Source organism: Kosakonia sp. CFBP8986 (assembly GCF_034044935.1).
Taxonomy (GTDB): domain Bacteria; phylum Pseudomonadota; class Gammaproteobacteria; order Enterobacterales; family Enterobacteriaceae; genus Kosakonia; species Kosakonia cowanii.
This window is the reverse complement of the sequence record NZ_JAXCXB010000006.1, coordinates 52,337-72,054: the sequence shown is the minus strand read 5'-3', so window position 1 is coordinate 72,054 and position 19,718 is coordinate 52,337. Positions and strand designations below refer to the sequence as shown.

Genomic DNA, 19,718 nt, shown 5'->3' with positions numbered 1-19,718 from the left:
AAAGGAATTGGCAGACGAAACCAGGGGCAAGTTTTTGAAGAATTAAGCCTGGAGAGGTCTGCAAAGAGAAATCAGGGCATGGTGTGTCATGGTGAACCTCCTTTGCAGTTAATAGGGAATGAATAAACGCCGGGGATAATAAAGAAGCGGGCGGGAAATTACCACCGCAAATTCTGGTAGGGTTACAACCCGAGCAACAGCTGGCGCTCAAGCTGCGGGTCGAGCAGTGTGACATGCAGACCAACAAGACGGACGCCGCGCCCGCCGCGTCGCTCATCCCATGCCTGACGCGCAGTGGCGAGCAGATCCTCTTTATTCAGACACGGCCAGACATGCTCCTGGGTGGTCTGCTGAAAGTCGTTGAACTTCAGTTTCACTCCCTGGCGGGCGATGCGCAGATCCGGTTTTACCACCGAAAGCCGCCGCTCAAGCTCCGGGTAGAGCCGCTCGATAATCGCTTCGCACTCCTCCCACTGATGAATATCCTCCACCAGCGTGCGCTCGACGCCGACCGATTTTCGCAGCCGCTCGCTGCTGATCTCCCGCTCATCGATCCCCTGGCTGCGCTCCCATAATACGCGGCCAAACTTGCCAAACCGCTTAAGCAGCATGGCGAGATCGCTCCTCTGCACATCCTCACATGTGCGCAGCCCAAGGGTCTCCAGCTTGGCCGCTGAGACTTTACCAACGCCGGGGATTTTGCTCAGCGGCAGCGTACGCAGAAAGGCCGGCACTTCCGCCGGGGTGATCACATATTGCCCGTCGGGCTTGTTGAGATCGGAGGCGATTTTAGCGAGGAACTTCACCGGCGCGATGCCCGCCGAGGCGGTAAGCTGCGTCTCATTAAAGATGGTCTGGCGGATCTCCTGCGCCATCAGCGTTGCAGAGCCGTAGCAGTGCGGACTGTCGGTAACATCAAGATAGGCTTCATCCAGCGACAGGGGTTCAATCAGTGAGGTGTAACGCGAGAAGATGTCGCGGATCTGGCGGGAGGCTTCTTTATAGGCGTCGAAACGGCCGGGTAACAGCGTGAGGTGCGGGCAGAGTTTCAGCGCCATCCCGGTTGGCATCGCGCTGCGCACGCCATATTTTCGCGCCGGGTAGTTGGCGGTGCTGATGACGCCGCGCTGCACGCGGCTGCCGCCAATGGCAATCGGAATGTCGCGCAGGGCCGGGTTGTCGCGCATCTCTACCGCCGCGAAAAAGCAGTCCATATCGACATGTATGATTTTGCGCATGCGTACACCCTCACAGAACACTGGATAAGTATACAGCACGTTCCAGCGAAATGAGAAGCCAGCCGAGAAACCGCCGAAAAGAGGGCAATCTGCTGTTTAATTCTCAGCATTTACTTTCATAATAGCCGTCGTCAAATTGCGCAGGTGGTTGAAAGGCAAAACAGAACACTTTTTGTGCGATGGCGAAAAGACAATCAACAGGATCGACGGGCGCGGAATCACCGCTATTCGGGGCTTGCGAAAAAATGTCGGAGTGCTAAGGTTAGCGCTCAAAACAGAATTGTCCGAATTCTGGGCATCTTTTGCCGTTCTGGCAAAGTCGTATCCGTTTTATCAAGGAAACACGTTGTATGCGCAAAATCGCATTGTTCATTGCGATGCTTCTGATCCCGTGCGTCTCCTTTGCTGGCCTGGTTGGCAGCAACAGTGCCACTAAGCCGGTAAGCAAAGATTTTAAACAGCAGTTGATGGGGTCACCGGTCTATATTCAGATCTTCAAAGAAGAGCGCACCCTTGATCTCTACGTCAAGATGGGCGAACAGTATCAGCTGCTCGACAGCTATAAAATCTGCAACTACTCCGGCGGCCTTGGGCCTAAACGCCGTCAGGGCGATTTTAAAAGCCCGGAGGGGTTCTATTCGGTACAGCGCAGCCAGCTGAAGCCGGACAGCCGTTTCTATAAGGCGATCAATATTGGCTTTCCGAACAACTTTGACCGCGCCCACGGTTATGAAGGCAAATACCTGATGATTCACGGTGCCTGCGTCTCCATCGGCTGCTACGCCATGACGGATACCGGCATTGATGAGATCTTCCAGTTTGTTACCGCGGCGCTGATTTTCGGCCAGCCGAGCGTGCAGGTGAACATCTATCCGTTCCGCATGACCGATGCGAACATGCAGCGTCACAAATATTCGACCTACGCGGATTTCTGGAAGCAGTTGAAGCCGGGGTATGACTACTTCGCGGCCACCCACCAGCCGCCGATTGTCGCCGTCGTGGATGGACGCTATGTGGTCAGCAAGCCGCTGGCTACCTCCGTGCAGCCGCAGCTGGCGTCAAACTATACGCTCACCGAGGCAAAATAACGCCCACTCGCCTGGCATAATCTTGTGCCAGGTTTCGTTTGCCGTTAACGGCTGCGTCGCAATCACGGTGACCACATCATTCGGTGTGGTCTCACGCTGAAAATCAATCTCCACATCCTGATCCAGCAGCTTCGCCACGCCAAACGGCGCGCGCCGGGTAATGCAGAAGAGATTGGTGGAGCAGAACGCCATCACATAGCGCCCGTCCGACAGCAGCATATTGAACACGCCCTTCTCACGCAGTTCCAGCGCCAGCGTCGCAATATACTTAAACACCGCCCCCATATTGCCCGGCGTGCGCGGGTAGCGCTGCGTCAGCTTGTGCAGCATCCAGCAGAAAGCTTTTTCGCTGTCCGTTTCACCCACCGGGCGGAAGTTGCCGGTCTGCAAAGATTTATAGCCCGTTAACTGACCGTTGTGGGCATAGGTCCAGTTGCGGCCCCACAGTTCACGGGTAAAGGGATGGGTATTTTCCAGCGCCACTTCGCCGCGGTTCGCCTGGCGAATATGGGCAATCACCGAGCAGGATTTAATCGGGTACTCCTGCACCAGCTTAGCGACGGGCGAGTTGTAGCTTGGTTGCGGATCTTTGAAGGTGCGACAGCCTTTGCCTTCGTAGAAGGTGATACCCCAGCCATCTTTATGCGGCCCGGTTCCCCCGCCGCGCTGGACGAGACCGGTAAAACTAAAGCAGATATCGGTCGGCACATTAGCGCTCATCCCGAGCAGTTCGCACATAGTCACCTCCACAACCGCCTCAATCTGAGAAGGCGTTATTGTTGCCGCCCGTCAGACACGGGCAGCGCCGCGATGACCTGCGCCAGACGCAGGAACGTTGAGCACTGCCCAGGCTGAACAGGGCAAATAAAAAGCCTGCTTTACGCCTTAACCATCTCTTTTTCGATCAGCTGAATCAGGATATGGATCACTTTGATATGGATCTCCTGAATGCGATCGGCATAGCCAAAGTGCGGAACGCGAATTTCGATATCCGCGGTGCCGGCCATTTTGCCGCCATCTTTACCGGTCAGGGTGATCACTTTCATCCCCTTCTCACGCGCCGCGGCAATCGCTTTGATCACGTTGCCAGAGTTACCGGAGGTGGAGATCCCCAGCAGCACGTCGCCCTCACGGCCAACGGCTTCCACATAGCGGGAGAATACATAGTCGTAACCGAAGTCGTTGCTGACGCAGGAGATATGGCTGACATCAGAGATGGCGATCGCCGGGTAGCCAGGACGGTTTTCACGGTAGCGCCCGGTTAACTCCTCCGCAAAGTGCATCGCGTCGCAGTGCGAGCCGCCGTTACCGCAGGACAACACTTTGCCACCCGCTTTAAAGCTGTCGGCCAGCAGCACCGCCGCGCGCTGAATAGCGTGAATATTGGCTTCATCTTTCAAGAAATTCGCCAGCGTTTCCGCCGCTTCGTTCAGTTCGTTACGAATAAGATCCTGGTACATGAGGATATCCTTCAGCATAAATGTAAATAACACTGCGCAGTGTACCGGATAGGCTTTCAGCCGAGAAGCTAAAGCCGCCGCTCCCGCCGCCGTTTTCATTTTCCGTGCGCAAAACGACCTCAACAATGTGAACCAGGTTGTAATTATTTTGTAAACACATTGCTAAAAGAAATGACATCCACTACAAACAATACATCACAAGTGGTCAGACCTCCTACAAGAAGGGAGCTTTTCGTTATGATGATTTTGAGTATTGTCGCAACGCTCGTTCTGCTCGGTGTGCTCTTCTATCACCGCGTTAATCTGCTGCTCAGCAGCGTGATCCTGCTGGCATGGACCGCAGCCCTTGGGCTGGCGGGCATCTGGTCTCTCTGGATGCTGGTGCCGGTGGCGCTTATCCTCCTGCCGTTGAACTTCACGCCGATGCGTAAATCCTTTATCTCCGCGCCGGTGTTCCGCGGTTTCCGCAAAGTGATGCCGCCGATGTCGCGCACGGAAAAAGAGGCCATCGACGCTGGCACCACCTGGTGGGAAGGCGATCTATTTCGCGGTAACCCGGACTGGAAAAAGCTGCACAACTACCCGCAGCCGCGCCTGACCGCAGAAGAGCAGGCCTTTATCGACGGCCCGGTTGAAGAAGCGTGCCGCATGGCGAACGACTTCCAGATCACCCATGAGATGGCCGATCTGCCGCCGGAGCTGTGGGCCTATCTTAAAGAGCACCGCTTCTTCGCGATGATCATCAAAAAAGAGTACGGCGGGCTGGAGTTCTCTGCTTACGCGCAATCTCGCGTGCTGCAAAAACTCTCCGGCGTCTCCGGCATTCTGTCGATCACCGTCGGCGTGCCTAACTCCTTAGGTCCGGGCGAACTGCTGCAACACTACGGCACGCAGGAGCAGAAAGATCACTACCTGCCACGCCTGGCGCGTGGGCAAGAGATTCCCTGCTTTGCGCTGACCAGCCCGGAAGCGGGTTCCGATGCGGGTGCCATTCCGGATACCGGCGTGGTCTGCATGGGCGAGTGGCAGGGCGAGCAGGTGCTCGGCATGCGTCTTACCTGGAACAAGCGCTACATTACGCTGGCGCCGATTGCCACCGTGCTTGGCCTGGCGTTTAAACTCTCCGACCCGGACAAACTGCTGGGCGGCGCGGAAGAGCTGGGCATTACCTGTGCGCTGATCCCGACCTCGACGCCGGGCGTGGAGATTGGTCGTCGTCACTTCCCGCTTAACGTTCCGTTCCAGAACGGCCCGACGCGCGGGAAAGATATCTTTGTACCGATTGATTACATCATCGGCGGCCCGAAAATGGCCGGTCAGGGCTGGCGTATGCTGGTGGAGTGTCTCTCCGTTGGCCGCGGCATTACCCTGCCCTCCAACTCGACGGGCGGCGTGAAATCGGTCGCGCTGGGCATTGGTGCTTACGCCCACATTCGCCGTCAGTTCAAAGTGGCGATTGGCAAGATGGAAGGTATCGAAGAGCCGTTGGCGCGTATTGCCGGTAACGCCTATGTGATGGACGCCGCGGCGTCGCTGATCACCTACGGCATTATGCTCGGCGAAAAACCGGCGGTGCTGTCGGCGATTGTGAAATATCACTGTACCCACCGTGGTCAGCAGGCAATCATCGATGCGATGGATATTGCCGGCGGTAAAGGCATTATGCTCGGCGAAGGCAACTTCCTCGCCCGTGCTTACCAGGGCGCGCCGATCGCCATCACCGTTGAGGGCGCTAACATCCTCACCCGTACGATGATGATCTTCGGTCAGGGGGCAATTCGCTGCCATCCGTATGTGCTGGAAGAGATGGCCGCCGCGCAGAACAACGACGTTGATGCGTTCGATAAGCTGCTGTTTAAACATATCGGCCATGTCGGCAGTAATGAGATGCGCAGCCTGTGGCTCGGCCTGACGCGCGGTTTAACCAGCGCCTCACCGACCGGGGATGCCACTAAGCGTTACTACCAACACCTGAACCGCCTGAGTGCCAACCTGGCGCTGCTGTCGGATATCTCAATGGCAGTGCTCGGCGGTAGCCTGAAACGCCGCGAACGCATCTCCGCTCGTCTGGGTGATGTGTTAAGCCAGCTGTTCCTCGCCTCGGCGGTGCTGAAGCGCTACGACGATGAAGGTCGCCAGGAAGCAGATCTGCCGCTGGTGCACTGGGGCGTGCAGGATGCGCTCTATCAGGCTGAGCAAGCGATGGTCGACCTGCTGGAGAACTTCCCGAACCGTTTCGTCGCGGGCATGATGAGCTTTGTCATCTTCCCGACCGGCCGCCACTACCGTGCGCCGTCCGACAGGCTTGATCATAAAGTGGCGAAGATCCTGCAAACGCCAAATGCTACCCGTTCACGCATCGGTCGCGGTCAATACCTGACCCCGAGCGAGCACAACCCGGTCGGGCTGCTGGAAGAGGCGCTGGTTGATGTCATGGCCGCCGACCCGATCCATCAGCGCATCTGTAAATCGCTGGGTAAAAACCTGCCGTTTACCCGTCTGGACGATCTGGCTAACCAGGCGCTGGCAAGCGGGCTGATTAACCAGGATGAAGCGGCGCTGCTGATTAAAGCGGAAGCGAGCCGTCTGCGCACCATCAACGTCGATGACTTTGAGCCGGATGCGCTGGCGACACAACCGGTGATCCACACGCCGGAAAAGCTGCGCAAGCCGGAAGCCGCCTAAGCGCCTGACGGCTCCCCTCCTCCTTCGACAAAACCCGCAACCCTGCGGGTTTTTTTCGTTTTTTGGCGTGCTACAGTGTGCCGATGCTGTCTGATGGAGAGTCGCGATTGTGCCTGGATTAAAAATTACGCTGTTACAACAACCGCTGGCGTGGATGGATAGCCCGGCGAACCTGCGCCATTTTGATGTGCAACTGGAAGGGATTAGCGGGCGCGATGTGATTGTCCTGCCGGAGATGTTCACCACCGGCTTTGCGATGGAAGCCGCCACGCGGTCGTTATCGCAGGAAGAGGTGGTGAGCTGGATGCGCGACAAGGCGCGGCAGACTAATGCGCTGATCGCTGGCAGCGCGGCGCTGCAAACGGATCGCGGGGCGGTGAACCGCTTTTTGCTGGTCGAGCCGCAGGGCGAGGTGCATTTTTACGATAAGCGCCATCTGTTCCGCATGGCGGATGAGCACCACCACTATCAGCCGGGTGAGACGCGCGTGATATTCGAGTGGCGCGGTTGGCGCATTATGCCGCTGGTCTGCTATGACCTGCGTTTTCCGGTCTGGTCGCGCAACCGCGATGAGTACGATCTGCTGCTCTATGTCGCTAACTGGCCTGCGCCGCGCTCCCTGCACTGGCAGTCGCTGCTGCTGGCCCGCGCAATTGAGAACCAGGCCTGGGTGGCAGGCTGTAACCGCGTTGGCAGCGACGGGAATGGTCACCACTATCGCGGCGACAGCCGGGTGATTAGCCCGCAAGGGGAGATCGTCGCCAGCGCCGACGCGCACCTGGCAACGCGCATTGACGCCGAGATGTCACTCACCGCGCTGAAAGAGTACCGCACCCAGTTCCCCGCCTGGCAGGACGCCGATCCCTTTACCTTAAAGTGATGCCCTCCCGTAGGCCGGATAAGCGTTTACGCGCCATCCGGCAATATCGCCGCGGCACCGATTGCCGGATGGCGGCTACGCCTTATCCGGCCTACCAAAACGCAGTTCCAGCGACACCGTTTTTGCTTTTATCTGCGGTCTCACAGCGATGGGGTTGTGTCCCCGCTGAAATCGGCGAACCGAAGCGTGAATGACAAGGTCTGGACGCCATGGATGGCGGACAGAGGCGAACCGAGACAGGGACTCGTTCCAGAATGGAACGAGTAAGTCGAGTCGAGCCGGCCGCCGTCAGGCACGCGGGAGGTGAGCGCAGTGCGCAGCACCGATTTCCTCGCGGGGCCGCGGGGATTGACAAGGGGGGAGCGGTCCCCCCCTTGTCCCGTTCACCGCATAAGAGGTCAATGAAACTCCGCCACGCATGGTGAACGGAACCCTTCCACCAATGCCATATGCCAGGCCCATTGCCGGATGGCGCGTTACACGCTTATCCGGCCTACGGGAACGGCGCTGGTTTGTATGCCGCCATCCGGCAATCGGTGCCGCGGTATTAATGCCCGGGAGCGGAGCCCCATTAACTCACCAATGCCTGCCCATCTTTGCGGCTCTCGGTGGCGGCAACATACTGCCCCTCCGGCATCCGGTAAATCACCTGCGCGCCGCCGAAATTGTACCCCGCCTGCGGATCCTCGACGGTAATCTGATGCCCGCGATCGCGCAGCGCAGCGATCACATTGTGCGAGAAGGTCGACTCAACAATCACCTCCCGCCCGCGCACCACGCGCCAGCGCGGAGCGTCAATCGCCGCCTGCGGATTCTGCCCGTGCTGCATAATGCGCAGCGCCATCTGCATATGCCCCTGCGCCTGCATCGGCCCGCCCATCACGCCAAAAGACATCAGCGGCTTGCCGTCTGCCCCCATCGCAAAGCCGGGAATAATGGTGTGGAACGGGCGCTTACTGCCCGCCAGCGCATTCGGGTGTTTCGGATCGAGCACAAAGCCACAGCCGCGGTTTTGCAGGCTAATTCCGGTCTCCGGCACCACCACGCCCGAACCAAAGCCCATAAAGTTGGACTGAATAAACGACACCATCATGCCGCTGGCATCAGCCGTTGAGAGATAGACCGTGCCGCTCTGCGTCGGCGAACCGTAGACAAAATCGGAGGCTTTATCAGGGTCGATCAGCGCTGCGCGGGTTTTCAGGTAGCTGTCGCTGAGCAGCAGGTCAGCGGCAAACTCGAGGTGATCTTCATCGGCGATATAGCGATCGAGATCCGCCAGCGCCAGCTTCATCGCCTCAATCGACAGATGCAGCGACTGCACCGAATCGGGATCGTAACGGCCAATATCGCACTGTTCGAGAATGCCGAGGGCAATCAGCGTCGCAATCCCCTGCCCGTTCGGCGGCAGCTCCTGCACCGATCCACCGGCAAAGTCGCGCGACAGCAGCGAGACCCAATTGGCTTCATGATTCGCCAGATCCGCTTCGCTCAGGTGCGCGCCGTGCTGCTTTGCAAACGCGGCGATCTTCTGCGCCAGCTCGCCGCGATAGAAGGTTTCACCATTGGTCTCGGCAATCAGCTCCAGCGTGCGCGCCTGCGCCGGGTTACGGAAGATCTCGCCGATTTTCGGCGCCCGGCCTTCAGGGGCAAAACACTCGCTAAAGCCCGGCTGATCTTTCAGCTTGTCATAGCCGCGCTGCCAGAGATGGCCAATCAGCGGCGAGACGGGAAAACCGTTACGGGCATACTCAATTGCCGGTTGCGCGAGCGTGGTGAGCGGCAGCGTGCCGAAGCGCTCCGCCAGCGCCACCCAGCCGGAGACCGCGCCGGGCACCGTCACCGCATCCCAGCCAATCTCCGGCACCGCGTCAAGACCGGCAAAGAGATCCGCATGCCAGCTGGCGGGCGAGCGGCCAGAGGCGTTCAACCCGTGCAACTCTTTGCCATCCCAGACGATGGCAAAGGCATCGCTGCCGATGCCGCAGCCGGTCGGCTCGACCACCGTCAGCGCCATTGCTGCGGCAATCGCCGCATCTACCGCGTTACCGCCCTGCTGCAACATACGCATTCCGGCCTGTGCCGCCAGCGGCTGCGACGTTGCCACCGCGTTTTGGCCAATCATTGGCGCGCGGCGTGAAGCGTAACCGACGCTAAAATCAATCGCTTTAGTCATGCAAACTCCTTAGTCGTGGCGCGGATCGAGCGCGTCGCGCAGCCCGTCGCCGAGTAAATTGAATCCCTGCACGGTGAGGAAGATCGCCACACCGGGAAAAATCGACATCCACGGCGCCTGCTCGAGGAACCCTTTTGCCGTGTTAAGCATGGCGCCCCAGGAGGGGTATGGCGGCTGCTGCCCGAGACCGAGAAACGAGAGGCTCGCCTCCGTAATGATCGCCGAGGCGATGGCAAGCGTGGCCTGTACCAGAATCGGCGACATCACGTTGGGCAGCACATAGCGCACGATGATCCAGCGGTCCGGCAGGCCGATGGCGCGCGCGCCGTCGATATACTCTTCATTACGAATGGCGATCACCTGCCCGCGCGTCAGGCGGGCAAAGATCGGCATCGCCGAGAGGCCTATGGCGATCATCGCGTTGGTCAGGCTTGGGCCGAGAAACGCGCCGAGGGCAATCGCCATAATCAGAAACGGACAGGCGAGCAGCGCTTCGATAAAGCGCGAAATCACCCCATCCCACATCCCCTGAAAATACCCGGCCAGCAGGCCGAGCGGCACGCCAATCACCACGGCGATCACCACCGAGACGCAGCCCGCCAGCAGCGAGGTGCGCGCGCCCCACACCATGCGCGAGAGGATGTCGCGCCCCAGCTCATCGGTGCCGAACCAGTGGAGCACCGAGGGGGCTTTACGCACCGCCAGAAAATCGGCTTTGACCGGATCAAACGGTGCGATCCACGGTGCCAGCAGCGCGATGAGTACAAAGATGCCGACAATCACCGCGCCAAGCACCGCGCTTTTATTGGCGAGAAATTTCTTCAGCACCCGGTTTTCATTGCGCGGCAGCGTAGCCGCCGCACCGACAGAGGTGAGTTCCGCCATTATTCGCTCCGCATTTTCGGGTTGATCAACACATACAGCACGTCGGCCAGCAGGTTGAGGGCAAGAAAACCGATCGCCACCACCAGCACTACGCCCTGCACCACCGCGTAGTCGCGGTTGAAGACGGAATCGACAATCATCTTGCCGAAGCCGGGAATGGTAAACACCTGCTCGGTGAGCACCGCCCCGCCGAGTAACTCGCCGAACAGCAGCGTTGTCAGGGTGATCACCGGCACCAGCGCGTTACGAAAAGCGTGCTTCATGATCACCGCTTTCGGCAGTAACCCTTTGGCACGCGCGGTGCGGATGTAATCGGCTTTCAGCACCGCAATCATCGACGCGCGGGTGTGGCGCATCAGCGTCGCCGCAAGACCGGTGCCGAGCACCAGCGACGGCAGCAGCAGCGTGCGCAGGTTTTGCAGCGGATCTTCCGCAAAGGGCACAAAGCCGGAAGCGGGCAGCCACTGCAAATTGACCGAGAAGATAAGGATCAGCAAAATCCCCAGCCAGAAGTGCGGCACCGAAATCCCCGAGATGGCGACGAAGTTGGTGCCGTGATCGATCCAGCTGTTCTTATTCACCGCCGCAAGGATGCCCATGCTGATGCCGACCAGCAGCGCGATGATCATCGCCAGCAGCGACATCTCCAGCGTCACCGGCAGCTTGGCCGCAATCAGATGGGTCACCGGCTCCTGCGTACGTAAGGAGACGCCCAGATCCCCCTGCAACGCGCGGGTCAACCAGTGGAAATACTGCACCGGAATCGGTGCATCCAGGTTCAGCTCCGCGCGCAGATGAGCGATTACCGCCGGATCGCGCTCCTCGCCGAGCATGGCGGTGATCGGATCGCCGGGCAGCAGCTTCTGCAACCCGAACACCATCATGCTCACCAACAGCAGGGTTGGCACCGCGAGCATCAGGCGTTTGCAAATCAGTTCCAGCATGGTCTCTCCTTACGGCTGACGGGTTATTTGGCGAAGCTCAGACCCGCCAGACGCACAATGCCGTCCGGGTAAGGGGTAAAGCCCTGCACTTTTTTGTTCAGCCCGAACAGGCGCGGCTCAAAGTAGAGGTAGGCAATCGGCATATCCGTTTGCAGCTGTTTCACCACTTTTTCGTACAGCGCCTGGCGGGTGGCGGGATCGTTCTGCGTCCGCGCTTCGGTCAGCCATGTGTCGACCTGAGCGTTGCTGTAGCGGCCATCGTTGAGTGCGCCTTTGCTGTGTACAAAGCCAAAGATGCTGCCATCGGGGTCCGGGCGGCCGGACCAGCCGGAGAAGCTGAGCTGATAATCACCGCTCTGCTGTCTGTCGAGCAGGGTGGCAAATTCGGTCATCTGCAGGTTGATGTTGAAGCCCGCTTCGGCGGTCATCGCTTGCAGCACCTGGCCCACCTGCTGCGAAGTGGGGTTATTCGGCACCAGCAGCGAGACGGTCAGCGGCGTTTTCACCCCGGCGGCCTGCAACAGCGCTTTTGCTTTCTCCACATCACGCGGCGCAACCGGCAGCTTGACGTGATACGGGCTGACCGGCGAGAAGGCCTGGTTTGCCGGGGTATAAAGCCCCTCGAATACCACCTGGTTGAGCGCCTCGCGGTCGATAGCCAGCGAGAAGGCTTCGCGCACGCGCGCATCTTTAAACGGATCGTTGGCCGGCACTTTGCCGTTATTGATATTAAACGTAATGCCCTGATAGCCGAGGCCGGTTACCTTCGCCAGTTGCAGCTTGCTGTCGCCCTGCACGGTTTTCACGTCGCTGGCAGCAACGCCTTCCGTCAGATCGAGATCGCCCGCACGCAGGTTCGCCAGCCGCACGGAGGCATCCGGGATTGGCAGATAGACCACTTTGTCGAAGTGGTACGCGCCTTTGTTCCAGTAGTTATCGAAGCGGGTCAGCACAATGCGATCCTGCGCAACGCGGCTGTCGAATTTATAGGGGCCGGAGCAGACCGGGTGCGCGGCGAAATTGGCTTTCTTCGCCGCCTCTGGTGCCAGCATCGCGCCAGCGCGGTCGGTGAGCTGCATCAGCAGCGCGGAGTCCGGCGTTTTCAGGTGCAGGGCGATCTGCATCGGCCCGGTCACTTCAACAGACTCCACCGACGAGAGCTCGCTTTTACGCAGTGAGCCTGGCAGCGTCAGGGCGCGGTCGAGGCTATATTTTGCCGCCGCGGCGTCAAACTTCTCGCCATCGTGAAAGGTGACCCCTTCGCGCAGTGTCATGGTCAGGGTTTTGCCATCTTCGCTCCATGTCCACGCCGTCGCGAGGCCCGGCACCACCTTCAGGTTGGCGTCGACATCCACCAGCCGGTCGCAGAGCGAGGCAAAGACAAAACGCCCGTAGTAGGTGCGTGCCAGATGCGGATCGAGCATATCGGGATCGGCGCCGAGGCCCACTTTCAGCACACTTTCAGCGTGGGTCGGCAGCGCCGCGCCCAGCAACATAACGCTTCCCAGAACGGTCAACAGAGAATTTCGCACAATCATTATTGTTTCCTTTAACGGGACGAGTGAGAGGCTGCCTGTTCAAACAGCGCGCGGCGGCGCAGGAAGGCGGCGGAAGGTGGAGCAATCTGGATAACGCTGCGATCGCGGTTAATCTCCTGCCAGCGATGGCAGGCCACCTGACGGCCGCCGTCGAGCAACTGGTTAATCGGCTCAAGCTGGCGGCACTCATCGCTGACATAGGGGCAGCGGGTGTGAAAACGGCAGCCCTGCGGCGGGTTGGCCGGGTTAGGCAGGTCGCCCTGCAACAGCGGCGTTTGCCGCTCAAGGCCCGGCTGCGTCTGCGGCGCAGAGGCGATCAGCGCCTGGGTGTAGGGGTGCAGCGGTGCATCGAAAATCTCTTCGACCGTCGCCATCTCAACAATCTGCCCGAGATACATCACCGCCACCCGGTCGCTCATATGGCGGATCACCGCCAGACCGTGGGCGACGATAATCATCGTCAGGCCAAACTGCTGCTTGAGGTTCTCCAGCAGGTTAACCACCTGCGCCTGCACCGAGACATCGAGCGCCGACACCGGCTCATCGCCGAGCAGCAATTTCGGTCCCGAGGCCAGCGCGCGGGCAATGCCGATACGCTGGCGCTGGCCGCCGGAGAACTCGTGGGGGTAACGGCGCGCCCAGGCGGCGGGCAGCCCGACGGTGGAGAGCAGTTCCGCTACGCGTAGCTGGCGATCGCTTTTGCCCATCTTCTGGTGCAGCCACAGCGGCTCGCCGACGATCTGCTCAACGGTCATGCGCGGGTTGAGGGAGGCAAAGGGGTCCTGAAAGATAATTTGCAGCTCGCGGCGCAGCTGGTTAACGCGCGCGCCGCTGGCATGGGTGATAGCCTCGCCCTGGTAATACACCTCCCCTTCGGAAGCGGCGAGCAGGCGCAGCAACAGGCGGCCGAGGGTCGATTTACCGGAGCCGGATTCGCCAACAATCGCCAGCGTTTCGCCGGGGTAAACCGTCAGCGAGACGCGATCGACGGCGGTGACATACCGTTTTGGCGCAAAGAGGCGCGACGGCCCGGCAAAGCGTTTGCTGAGATCGTGGGCTTCAAGAATCGGTGTGCTCATGCGGTTTCTCCCAGCGCGATATGCTGTTCAAGGGGCGCGCGGAAACAGGCCACCAGGTGACCATGCCCCTGCGGCTGTAAGGTCGGTTTTTCCTGATGGCAGCGCGTCTGCGCAAAGGGACAACGGGTGGCGAAGCGGCACCCTTTCGGCATCGCTTCCGGCAGCGGCACCGCGCCTGGAATGGTGGAGAGCGGGCCTTTGCGTGCGCCGAGGGATGGGATCGAGCCCATCAGGCCGATAGTGTAGGGGTGCTGCGGATCGGCAAAAATCGCCTCGACGCTCCCCTGCTCCACCACCTGACCGGCGTACATCACCGCCACCTGCTGCGCCACTTCTGCTACCACGCCGAGATCGTGGGTGATCATCAACACTGCCGTGCCGGTCTCGGCCTTCAGGGTGTTGAGCAGGGCGAGGATCTGCGCCTGAATGGTGACATCCAGCGCGGTGGTCGGTTCGTCGGCAATCAGCAGCCGGGGGTTATTAATCAGCGCCATGGCGATCATCACGCGCTGGCGCATACCGCCGGAGAGCTGGTGCGGATAGGCTTTGAGGCGCATCTCCGGGGCCGGGATCTGGACTTTTTCGAGAATTTGTAGCGCCGCCGCCATCGCCTCACTGCGCGAGACGTTCTGGTGGCGCATCACCGCTTCACTGAGCTGATCGCCTAACGTGAACGCCGGGTTGAGGGAGGTCATCGGCTCCTGAAAAATCATCGCCAGCGCGTTGCCGCGCAGGTCGGCATAGTCACGCGGAGCAAGCTGGCGCAGATCCTGGTCGCGAAAGTGCATCTCGCCGCTGACAATCTGCGCGCTGGTGGGCAGCAGCCCCATCAACGCCAGCGAAGTAATACTTTTCCCGCAGCCCGATTCGCCCACCAGCGCCAGCGTCTCACCGCGTTTTACGCTCAGAGAGATGCCATCTAATACGCTGACCGGCGATCCGGCAAACTGCACCTTCAGGTTGGTTATCCGCAGCACCGGCGCGGGATCGTGAAACGGGATCGTCGTCATGGCATATCGTCCTCAATGTGGATGGCCTGGATCAGGGCGTATTGCAGATCGAGCAGGTGTTCGCGCATCGCCATGGCGGCCGCGGCCGGCTTGCGATCGCGGATCGCCTGCATAATGCGGTGATGATGATCGTTGTAGCGGTCGACCTTCGCCGGCGTACGCGCCAGCTCGCGCAGGTGGTGCCAGGCGGGTTCGCGGCGCACGGCGTCGAGGGTGTCGAACAGGCCAAGCAGCAGACGGTTGCCCGCCGCTTCAGCAATCGCCCGGTGAAAGGCGCTGTCCCACAGTTCATTGAGGTCCGGATCTTCGGCGCTGACGTTATCGATGCGCTCAAGCATGCGCTGCATCAGCGCCAGCTGCTCCGGGCTTGCCCGCAGTGCCGCCAGCCGCGCCAGGCCTGGCTCAATCTGTAAGCGCGACTCCATCACTTCCAGCATATTGGTCTGCTGAACCAGCCCTTGTAGCGCAACGGGCGAGGCAGGCGCGGTGGGGCCGGTAAAGGTCCCTTTGCCCTGCTTGCGCCAGATGCGCCCCTCCTCCTCCAGCACGTCGAGGGCGCGGCGGATCTCGCGCCGCCCGACGCCAAACATTTCAGCCAGCTCGCGCTCTGTCGGCAGAGGAGTCCCTGGTGTTGACTCATACTGGTGGATAAGGCCACGAAGCTGTTCAAGCGCTGTGCTGGAGTTCGCCAGATAGCGTGAGGGTTTTTCCATATTGGTTCATCCGCGTTTTGCGTTATCTTTTTATTTCATAACAGCAAGTTATGGTTTTTATGCCTGCTGCCACTCAGGGTTTATTAAGCAATTTGCGAACCAATAGATCATTGGTTCAGTTATATTTTTGAAATATTTGTTAATACATTGATTTAAAGATGTTTATTTTTTGCCAGCAGTGGCGGGAAAAGCAGCGCTTCAGAGGACGAAAAGCGGCGGATGCACAGTTTTTGTGCAACATACGCACCAAAAAAGAGCAAAACGTTCACAAATGCACCATCCGATGGTGCGATGCGTGAAAGGGATGGGGGATTTGTACTGCCCGATGGCGCTGCGCTTATCGGGCCTACGGGTGCGGTACCTGAGAGAGGTGGGGGTTTGTACTGCCCGATGGCGCTACGCTTATCGGGCCTACGGGTGCGGTGCCTGGGTGAGCCGGGTGTGCCAGGCCTGATAAGGCGCAGCCGCCATCAGGCAATGGCGGAAGGACGCGCAATAAGCTGACCGACTGCGAGGCTAAAGGCGCGCAGCGCCTGCGCGACATCATCTTCCGCCACGCTCTCCGCCGGATGATGGCTAATACCGCCCGCACAGCGCACAAAGAGCATCGCCGACGGCCAGCGTTCGGCAATGGCAATCGCGTCATGCCCGGCACCGCTCGGCAGCAACAGCGTGCGCCCCTGCACTTCCCGCACCGCGTCGCTTAACCGCGCACGCAGAGCTTCATCGCAGGGCGTGGCGGCAATGGTATAAAAAATCTCATGGCTAAAACCCACGCCGCGCCGCGCCGCGATCACCCCGGCCTGATCCAGCAAGCGTTGCAGCAGCGCGTCGCGCGCCTCATCCTGCGGGCTGCGAATATCGAGCGTCAGGCTTACCGCGCCAGGGATGACATTCACCGCGCCAGGCTCGCACTGCAAGGTACCGACGGTGGCGACAATATCCGGTGCGAAGGCCTGGGTGGTCTGCTCAATAAACAGCAGCCATTCGGCGGCGGCGGCCAGCGCATCGCGGCGATGGCGCATCGGCACCGTCCCGGCATGGCCCGCTTCGCCGATAAAGCGGGCGTGCAGACGGTGCGCGCCGTTGATCGCGCTCACCACGCCAAGGGCGAGATCCTCCTGCTCCAGCACCGGCCCCTGCTCAATATGCAACTCGAGGTAGGCCGAGAAATCCGCCACAGGACGCTGGGCGGCAAAAATCGCATCGGCGCTCAGCCCGGCAAGGGCTAACGCCTGCGCCACGCTCACCCCCTGCGCATCTTCGCAGGCGAGCCACGAAGCGGGCCAGCTGCCGGTCAGCCCGCGGCTGCCGAGCAGGGCGATGTTAAAGCGCGTCCCCTCCTCATCGGCAAAGCCGATAATCTCAATTGCCTGCGCCCCGCGCAGCCCGGCACGGTTCAGCGCATCGACCACTTCAATCGCCGCCAGCACGCCGAGCATGCCGTCGTAACGCCCGGCGTTGCGCACCGTGTCGAGATGGGAGCCGAGCAGCAGCGCCTGCGCGCCCGGCTGCGCGGCCTCATAGCGGCCGCAGATATTGCCGACCGCATCCTGCCAGGTGTTCATGCCCGCCTGCTGCATCCACTGCGCGACCAGCGCGTTGGCCTGCAAATGCTCCGACGAGAGATAAACGCGGGTCAGCCCCTCTGTGCTTTCGCTTAATTGCGCCAGCGCGTCGCAGCGCGCCATTACCCGAGCGGCGGCGCAGGCAGCCTCCTCCTGATTCATCATGCGCGCGCTCCTTCATACACATCCCAGGCTGCCTGCATCGCCGCGCCCTGCACGGTACGAAAACCGAGGCGGTTGAGCACCGCTTCCAGCGCGGTGAGGGTTTGCAGGACGCAATCTTTGCGCGCGTTATAGCCCATGGTGCCAATGCGCCAGATCTTGCCCTGTAGCGGGCCGAAGGAGGTGCCAATCTCAATATGGAAATCGTTCAGCAGGCGCTGGCGCACCTCTTCACCGTGTACCTCAGGCGGGATCACCACCCCGAGCACGTTATTCATCTTGTGGCGGATGTCGCCAAACACGCCAAGCCCCATTCCCTGGATACCGACGAGCAGCGCGCGGCCGTGCAGTTCGTGGCGGGCAATCAGGTTATCCATCCCCTCCTCCAGCATAATGCGCGCGCATTCGCGGGCGGCGAAGAGCATGCTGGTGGCTTCGGTGTGGTGGTTCAGGCGCTCCGGCCCCCAGTAATCCATTACCATGCCGAGATCGAAATAGTTGGAGTAGATCATCTCCTCGCTGCCATCTTCGTGGGCCTCGGTGCGGATCCCCTGCTCAACGCAACGGCGAGCGCGGATCGCCGCCTCCATGCGCGGGCTTAAGGTGACCGGCGCGCTGCCGGACGGCCCGCCAAGACACTTCTGCAACCCAGCCGAAACGGCATCCAGCCCCCAGGCATCGCTCTCCAGCGCGTTGCCGCCGAGTGACGCCGTGGCATCGGTGTAGAACAGCACATCGTGGCGGCGGCAGATCTCGCCCAGTTGATCGAGGGGTTGCAGCATCGTTGTCGAGGTGTCGCCCTGCACCGTCAGCAGCAGGCGCGGCTTAACGCGCTTGATCGCCTCTTCAATCTGATCCGGGGTAAAGACTTCGCCCCACGGCACCTCAATGGTATGCACCTCGGCGCGGCAGCGGCGGGCGATTTCACAGAGCAGGTGACCAAAGCGGCCGAACACCGGCACCAGCACGCGGTCACCGGGGCGAATGGCGGAGACGAGGATCGCCTCAATACCGGCGCGCGAGGTGCCATCCACCAGCATCGTCCAGCGGTTTTCGGTGCGAAAGACACCGCGATAGAGCGCCATCACCTCATTCATGTAGCCGGTCATCACCGGATCGTACTGGCCGATAAGCTGGCTCGCCATCGCGCGCAGCACGCGCGGATCGGCATTGATCGGCCCTGGCCCCATCAGCAGGCGTTGAGGCGGGTTGATTTGTGAACTGTGGGAGAGATCAAACATTGGCACGTCCTTCATCCGGTCAATGAAACAAAAGGTTCTTATTTGCTATTTCTGCAACTAATGTGCCATAGACGGAGGGGACGGGACTGCGGGGTAAACCACAAAAACGGGGGCACAGCGTGCCCCGCGAGGTGTCATCAGCGTGGTGCGAAAGCACCAAAAAAGTGCATCAGCGCGGTTCGAGTTCGTCGAGATCCTGATAGAGCGCAGCGATAGTGTGAATGCGCTGGCGCCCTTCGCTAAGCGTGGTGTGCAGCAGCGCGTTAGCGAGGAGATTCACCAGGCTCATGGCGCTGCTGTAGCTGTCGAACGCCGAGACGCTCTCCAGCGGCAGGCCGATATGCCAGCGGCTAATGGCTTTCAGCCCGCTGGCCTGCGCTTCACTCAGCACCAGCACCGGCACGCCGCGGCTTTGCAGCGTCTCCAGCAGCGGACGCACGCCGCGCGGACGGCGGCGAAACGCCACCATTACCACCATATCCTCCTCAGTGAGATCGACAATCTCCTCCGCCAGCGTCTGCCCCGGCTGCGGCATCACCGCCACCTGCCCGCGGCTTTGCAATAACTGCTGGCGCAGATGCAGCGCCACCGGCGCGCTGTTGCGAAAGCCAATAATCACCACCCGCCGGGCAGCACTCAGGGCCGCGATAATGGCGGCAAACTGCTCCGCATCGAGGCTGTTGATCCACTGGGTCAGGTTCGCCATCTCCTGCTTATAGTGCCGCGCCAGCAGCGTGTTGCCCTGCACCGCCTCGCGGCTTTCCGCCAGCGGCATCCCGCTCTGGCGCAGGGTGCGCAGCTCATCGCGCATCGCTTTGAAGTTGTCGTAACCGAGCCGGCGAAACAGGCGGCTGACGGTCGCTTTCGACACGCCGCTTAAGCGTGCAAGCTCCGCGCTGTTGTAGCTCACCAGGTCGTCGAAGTGATCGAGAATAAAGGCGGCCACCCGCTGCTCCTGCGGCGAGAGGTGGTCGTAACACGCGCGTAAGCGCATATCGAGCTGCTGCATAACGCCTCCTGCAACTTTTGTTTCAGCTAAAGCTGACACAGTGAA

At 60.4% G+C, this 19,718-nt stretch carries 16 protein-coding genes; 3 read left to right on the top strand and 13 right to left on the bottom strand.

Annotation, left to right across the window (positions count from 1 at the left end; translation table 11 throughout):
• Window positions 1-182: 182 nt before the first annotated feature.
• Window positions 183-1,238 (bottom strand): DNA polymerase IV, encoded by a 1,056-nt coding sequence (gene dinB, locus SOM48_RS15170; RefSeq protein ID WP_139965590.1) that lies wholly within the window; start codon window positions 1,236-1,238, stop codon window positions 183-185.
• Window positions 1,239-1,588: 350 nt separating this feature from the next.
• Here dinB and dpaA point away from each other — a divergent pair, with 350 nt between their 5' ends.
• On the top strand, window positions 1,589-2,326 hold the full coding sequence (dpaA, locus tag SOM48_RS15165; RefSeq protein WP_023479016.1) for a peptidoglycan meso-diaminopimelic acid protein amidase: 738 nt from the start codon (window positions 1,589-1,591) through the stop codon (window positions 2,324-2,326).
• On the opposite strand, the gene SOM48_RS15160 is transcribed toward dpaA, so the two are convergent.
• Together SOM48_RS15160 and lpcA are read right to left on the bottom strand one after the other, a co-directional pair.
• Window positions 2,297-3,064: a class II glutamine amidotransferase gene (locus SOM48_RS15160; RefSeq protein WP_023478998.1), complete on the bottom strand. Its 768-nt coding sequence runs from the start codon at window positions 3,062-3,064 to the stop codon at window positions 2,297-2,299. The two genes, dpaA and SOM48_RS15160, sit on opposite strands and share 30 nt — an antisense overlap.
• A gap of 140 nt (window positions 3,065-3,204) precedes the next feature.
• The gene (gene lpcA / locus SOM48_RS15155) at window positions 3,205-3,786 is read right to left on the bottom strand and encodes a D-sedoheptulose 7-phosphate isomerase (RefSeq protein ID WP_023479022.1); all 582 of its coding nucleotides are present in this window, start codon (window positions 3,784-3,786) and stop codon (window positions 3,205-3,207) included.
• 237 nt (window positions 3,787-4,023) lie between these two features.
• Here lpcA and fadE point away from each other — a divergent pair, with 237 nt between their 5' ends.
• Complete coding sequence (gene fadE / locus SOM48_RS15150) at window positions 4,024-6,471, top strand: acyl-CoA dehydrogenase FadE (protein ID WP_288883450.1); 2,448 nt, start codon at window positions 4,024-4,026, stop codon at window positions 6,469-6,471.
• Between the two features lie 109 nt (window positions 6,472-6,580).
• Window positions 6,581-7,351, top strand: coding sequence for an amidohydrolase (locus SOM48_RS15145; RefSeq protein WP_320512253.1), 771 nt, complete (start codon window positions 6,581-6,583; stop codon window positions 7,349-7,351).
• Window positions 7,352-7,922: 571 nt separating this feature from the next.
• On the opposite strand, the gene SOM48_RS15140 is transcribed toward SOM48_RS15145, so the two are convergent.
• The 10 genes from SOM48_RS15140 to SOM48_RS15095 form a co-directional block, all read right to left on the bottom strand.
• Window positions 7,923-9,524 (bottom strand): gamma-glutamyltransferase family protein, encoded by a 1,602-nt coding sequence (locus SOM48_RS15140; RefSeq protein WP_320512252.1) that lies wholly within the window; start codon window positions 9,522-9,524, stop codon window positions 7,923-7,925.
• 9 nt (window positions 9,525-9,533) lie between these two features.
• On the bottom strand, window positions 9,534-10,409 hold the full coding sequence (locus tag SOM48_RS15135) for an ABC transporter permease (RefSeq protein ID WP_023479468.1): 876 nt from the start codon (window positions 10,407-10,409) through the stop codon (window positions 9,534-9,536).
• Window positions 10,409-11,353, bottom strand: coding sequence for an ABC transporter permease (locus tag SOM48_RS15130; RefSeq protein ID WP_023479449.1), 945 nt, complete (start codon window positions 11,351-11,353; stop codon window positions 10,409-10,411). Before SOM48_RS15130 ends, SOM48_RS15135 begins: the two co-directional genes overlap by 1 nt.
• Before the next feature lie 23 nt (window positions 11,354-11,376).
• Entirely contained in the window at window positions 11,377-12,891 is a 1,515-nt protein-coding gene (locus tag SOM48_RS15125; RefSeq protein ID WP_206616702.1) for an ABC transporter substrate-binding protein, read from the bottom strand.
• 11 nt (window positions 12,892-12,902) lie between these two features.
• Window positions 12,903-13,970 (bottom strand): ABC transporter ATP-binding protein, encoded by a 1,068-nt coding sequence (locus tag SOM48_RS15120; RefSeq protein WP_023479459.1) that lies wholly within the window; start codon window positions 13,968-13,970, stop codon window positions 12,903-12,905.
• The gene (locus tag SOM48_RS15115; protein WP_023479460.1) at window positions 13,967-14,980 is read right to left on the bottom strand and encodes an ABC transporter ATP-binding protein; all 1,014 of its coding nucleotides are present in this window, start codon (window positions 14,978-14,980) and stop codon (window positions 13,967-13,969) included. Before SOM48_RS15115 ends, SOM48_RS15120 begins: the two co-directional genes overlap by 4 nt.
• Window positions 14,977-15,693, bottom strand: coding sequence for a FadR/GntR family transcriptional regulator (locus tag SOM48_RS15110; protein WP_023479491.1), 717 nt, complete (start codon window positions 15,691-15,693; stop codon window positions 14,977-14,979). The genes SOM48_RS15115 and SOM48_RS15110 overlap by 4 nt, the downstream gene beginning before the upstream one ends.
• A gap of 470 nt (window positions 15,694-16,163) precedes the next feature.
• Entirely contained in the window at window positions 16,164-17,426 is a 1,263-nt protein-coding gene (gene hpxK / locus SOM48_RS15105) for an allantoate amidohydrolase (RefSeq protein WP_320512251.1), read from the bottom strand.
• Window positions 17,423-18,664, bottom strand: coding sequence for a pyridoxal-phosphate-dependent aminotransferase family protein (locus tag SOM48_RS15100; RefSeq protein WP_320512250.1), 1,242 nt, complete (start codon window positions 18,662-18,664; stop codon window positions 17,423-17,425). Before SOM48_RS15100 ends, hpxK begins: the two co-directional genes overlap by 4 nt.
• Before the next feature lie 169 nt (window positions 18,665-18,833).
• Window positions 18,834-19,673: a MurR/RpiR family transcriptional regulator gene (locus SOM48_RS15095; RefSeq protein ID WP_320512249.1), complete on the bottom strand. Its 840-nt coding sequence runs from the start codon at window positions 19,671-19,673 to the stop codon at window positions 18,834-18,836.
• Window positions 19,674-19,718 lie beyond the last annotated feature (45 nt).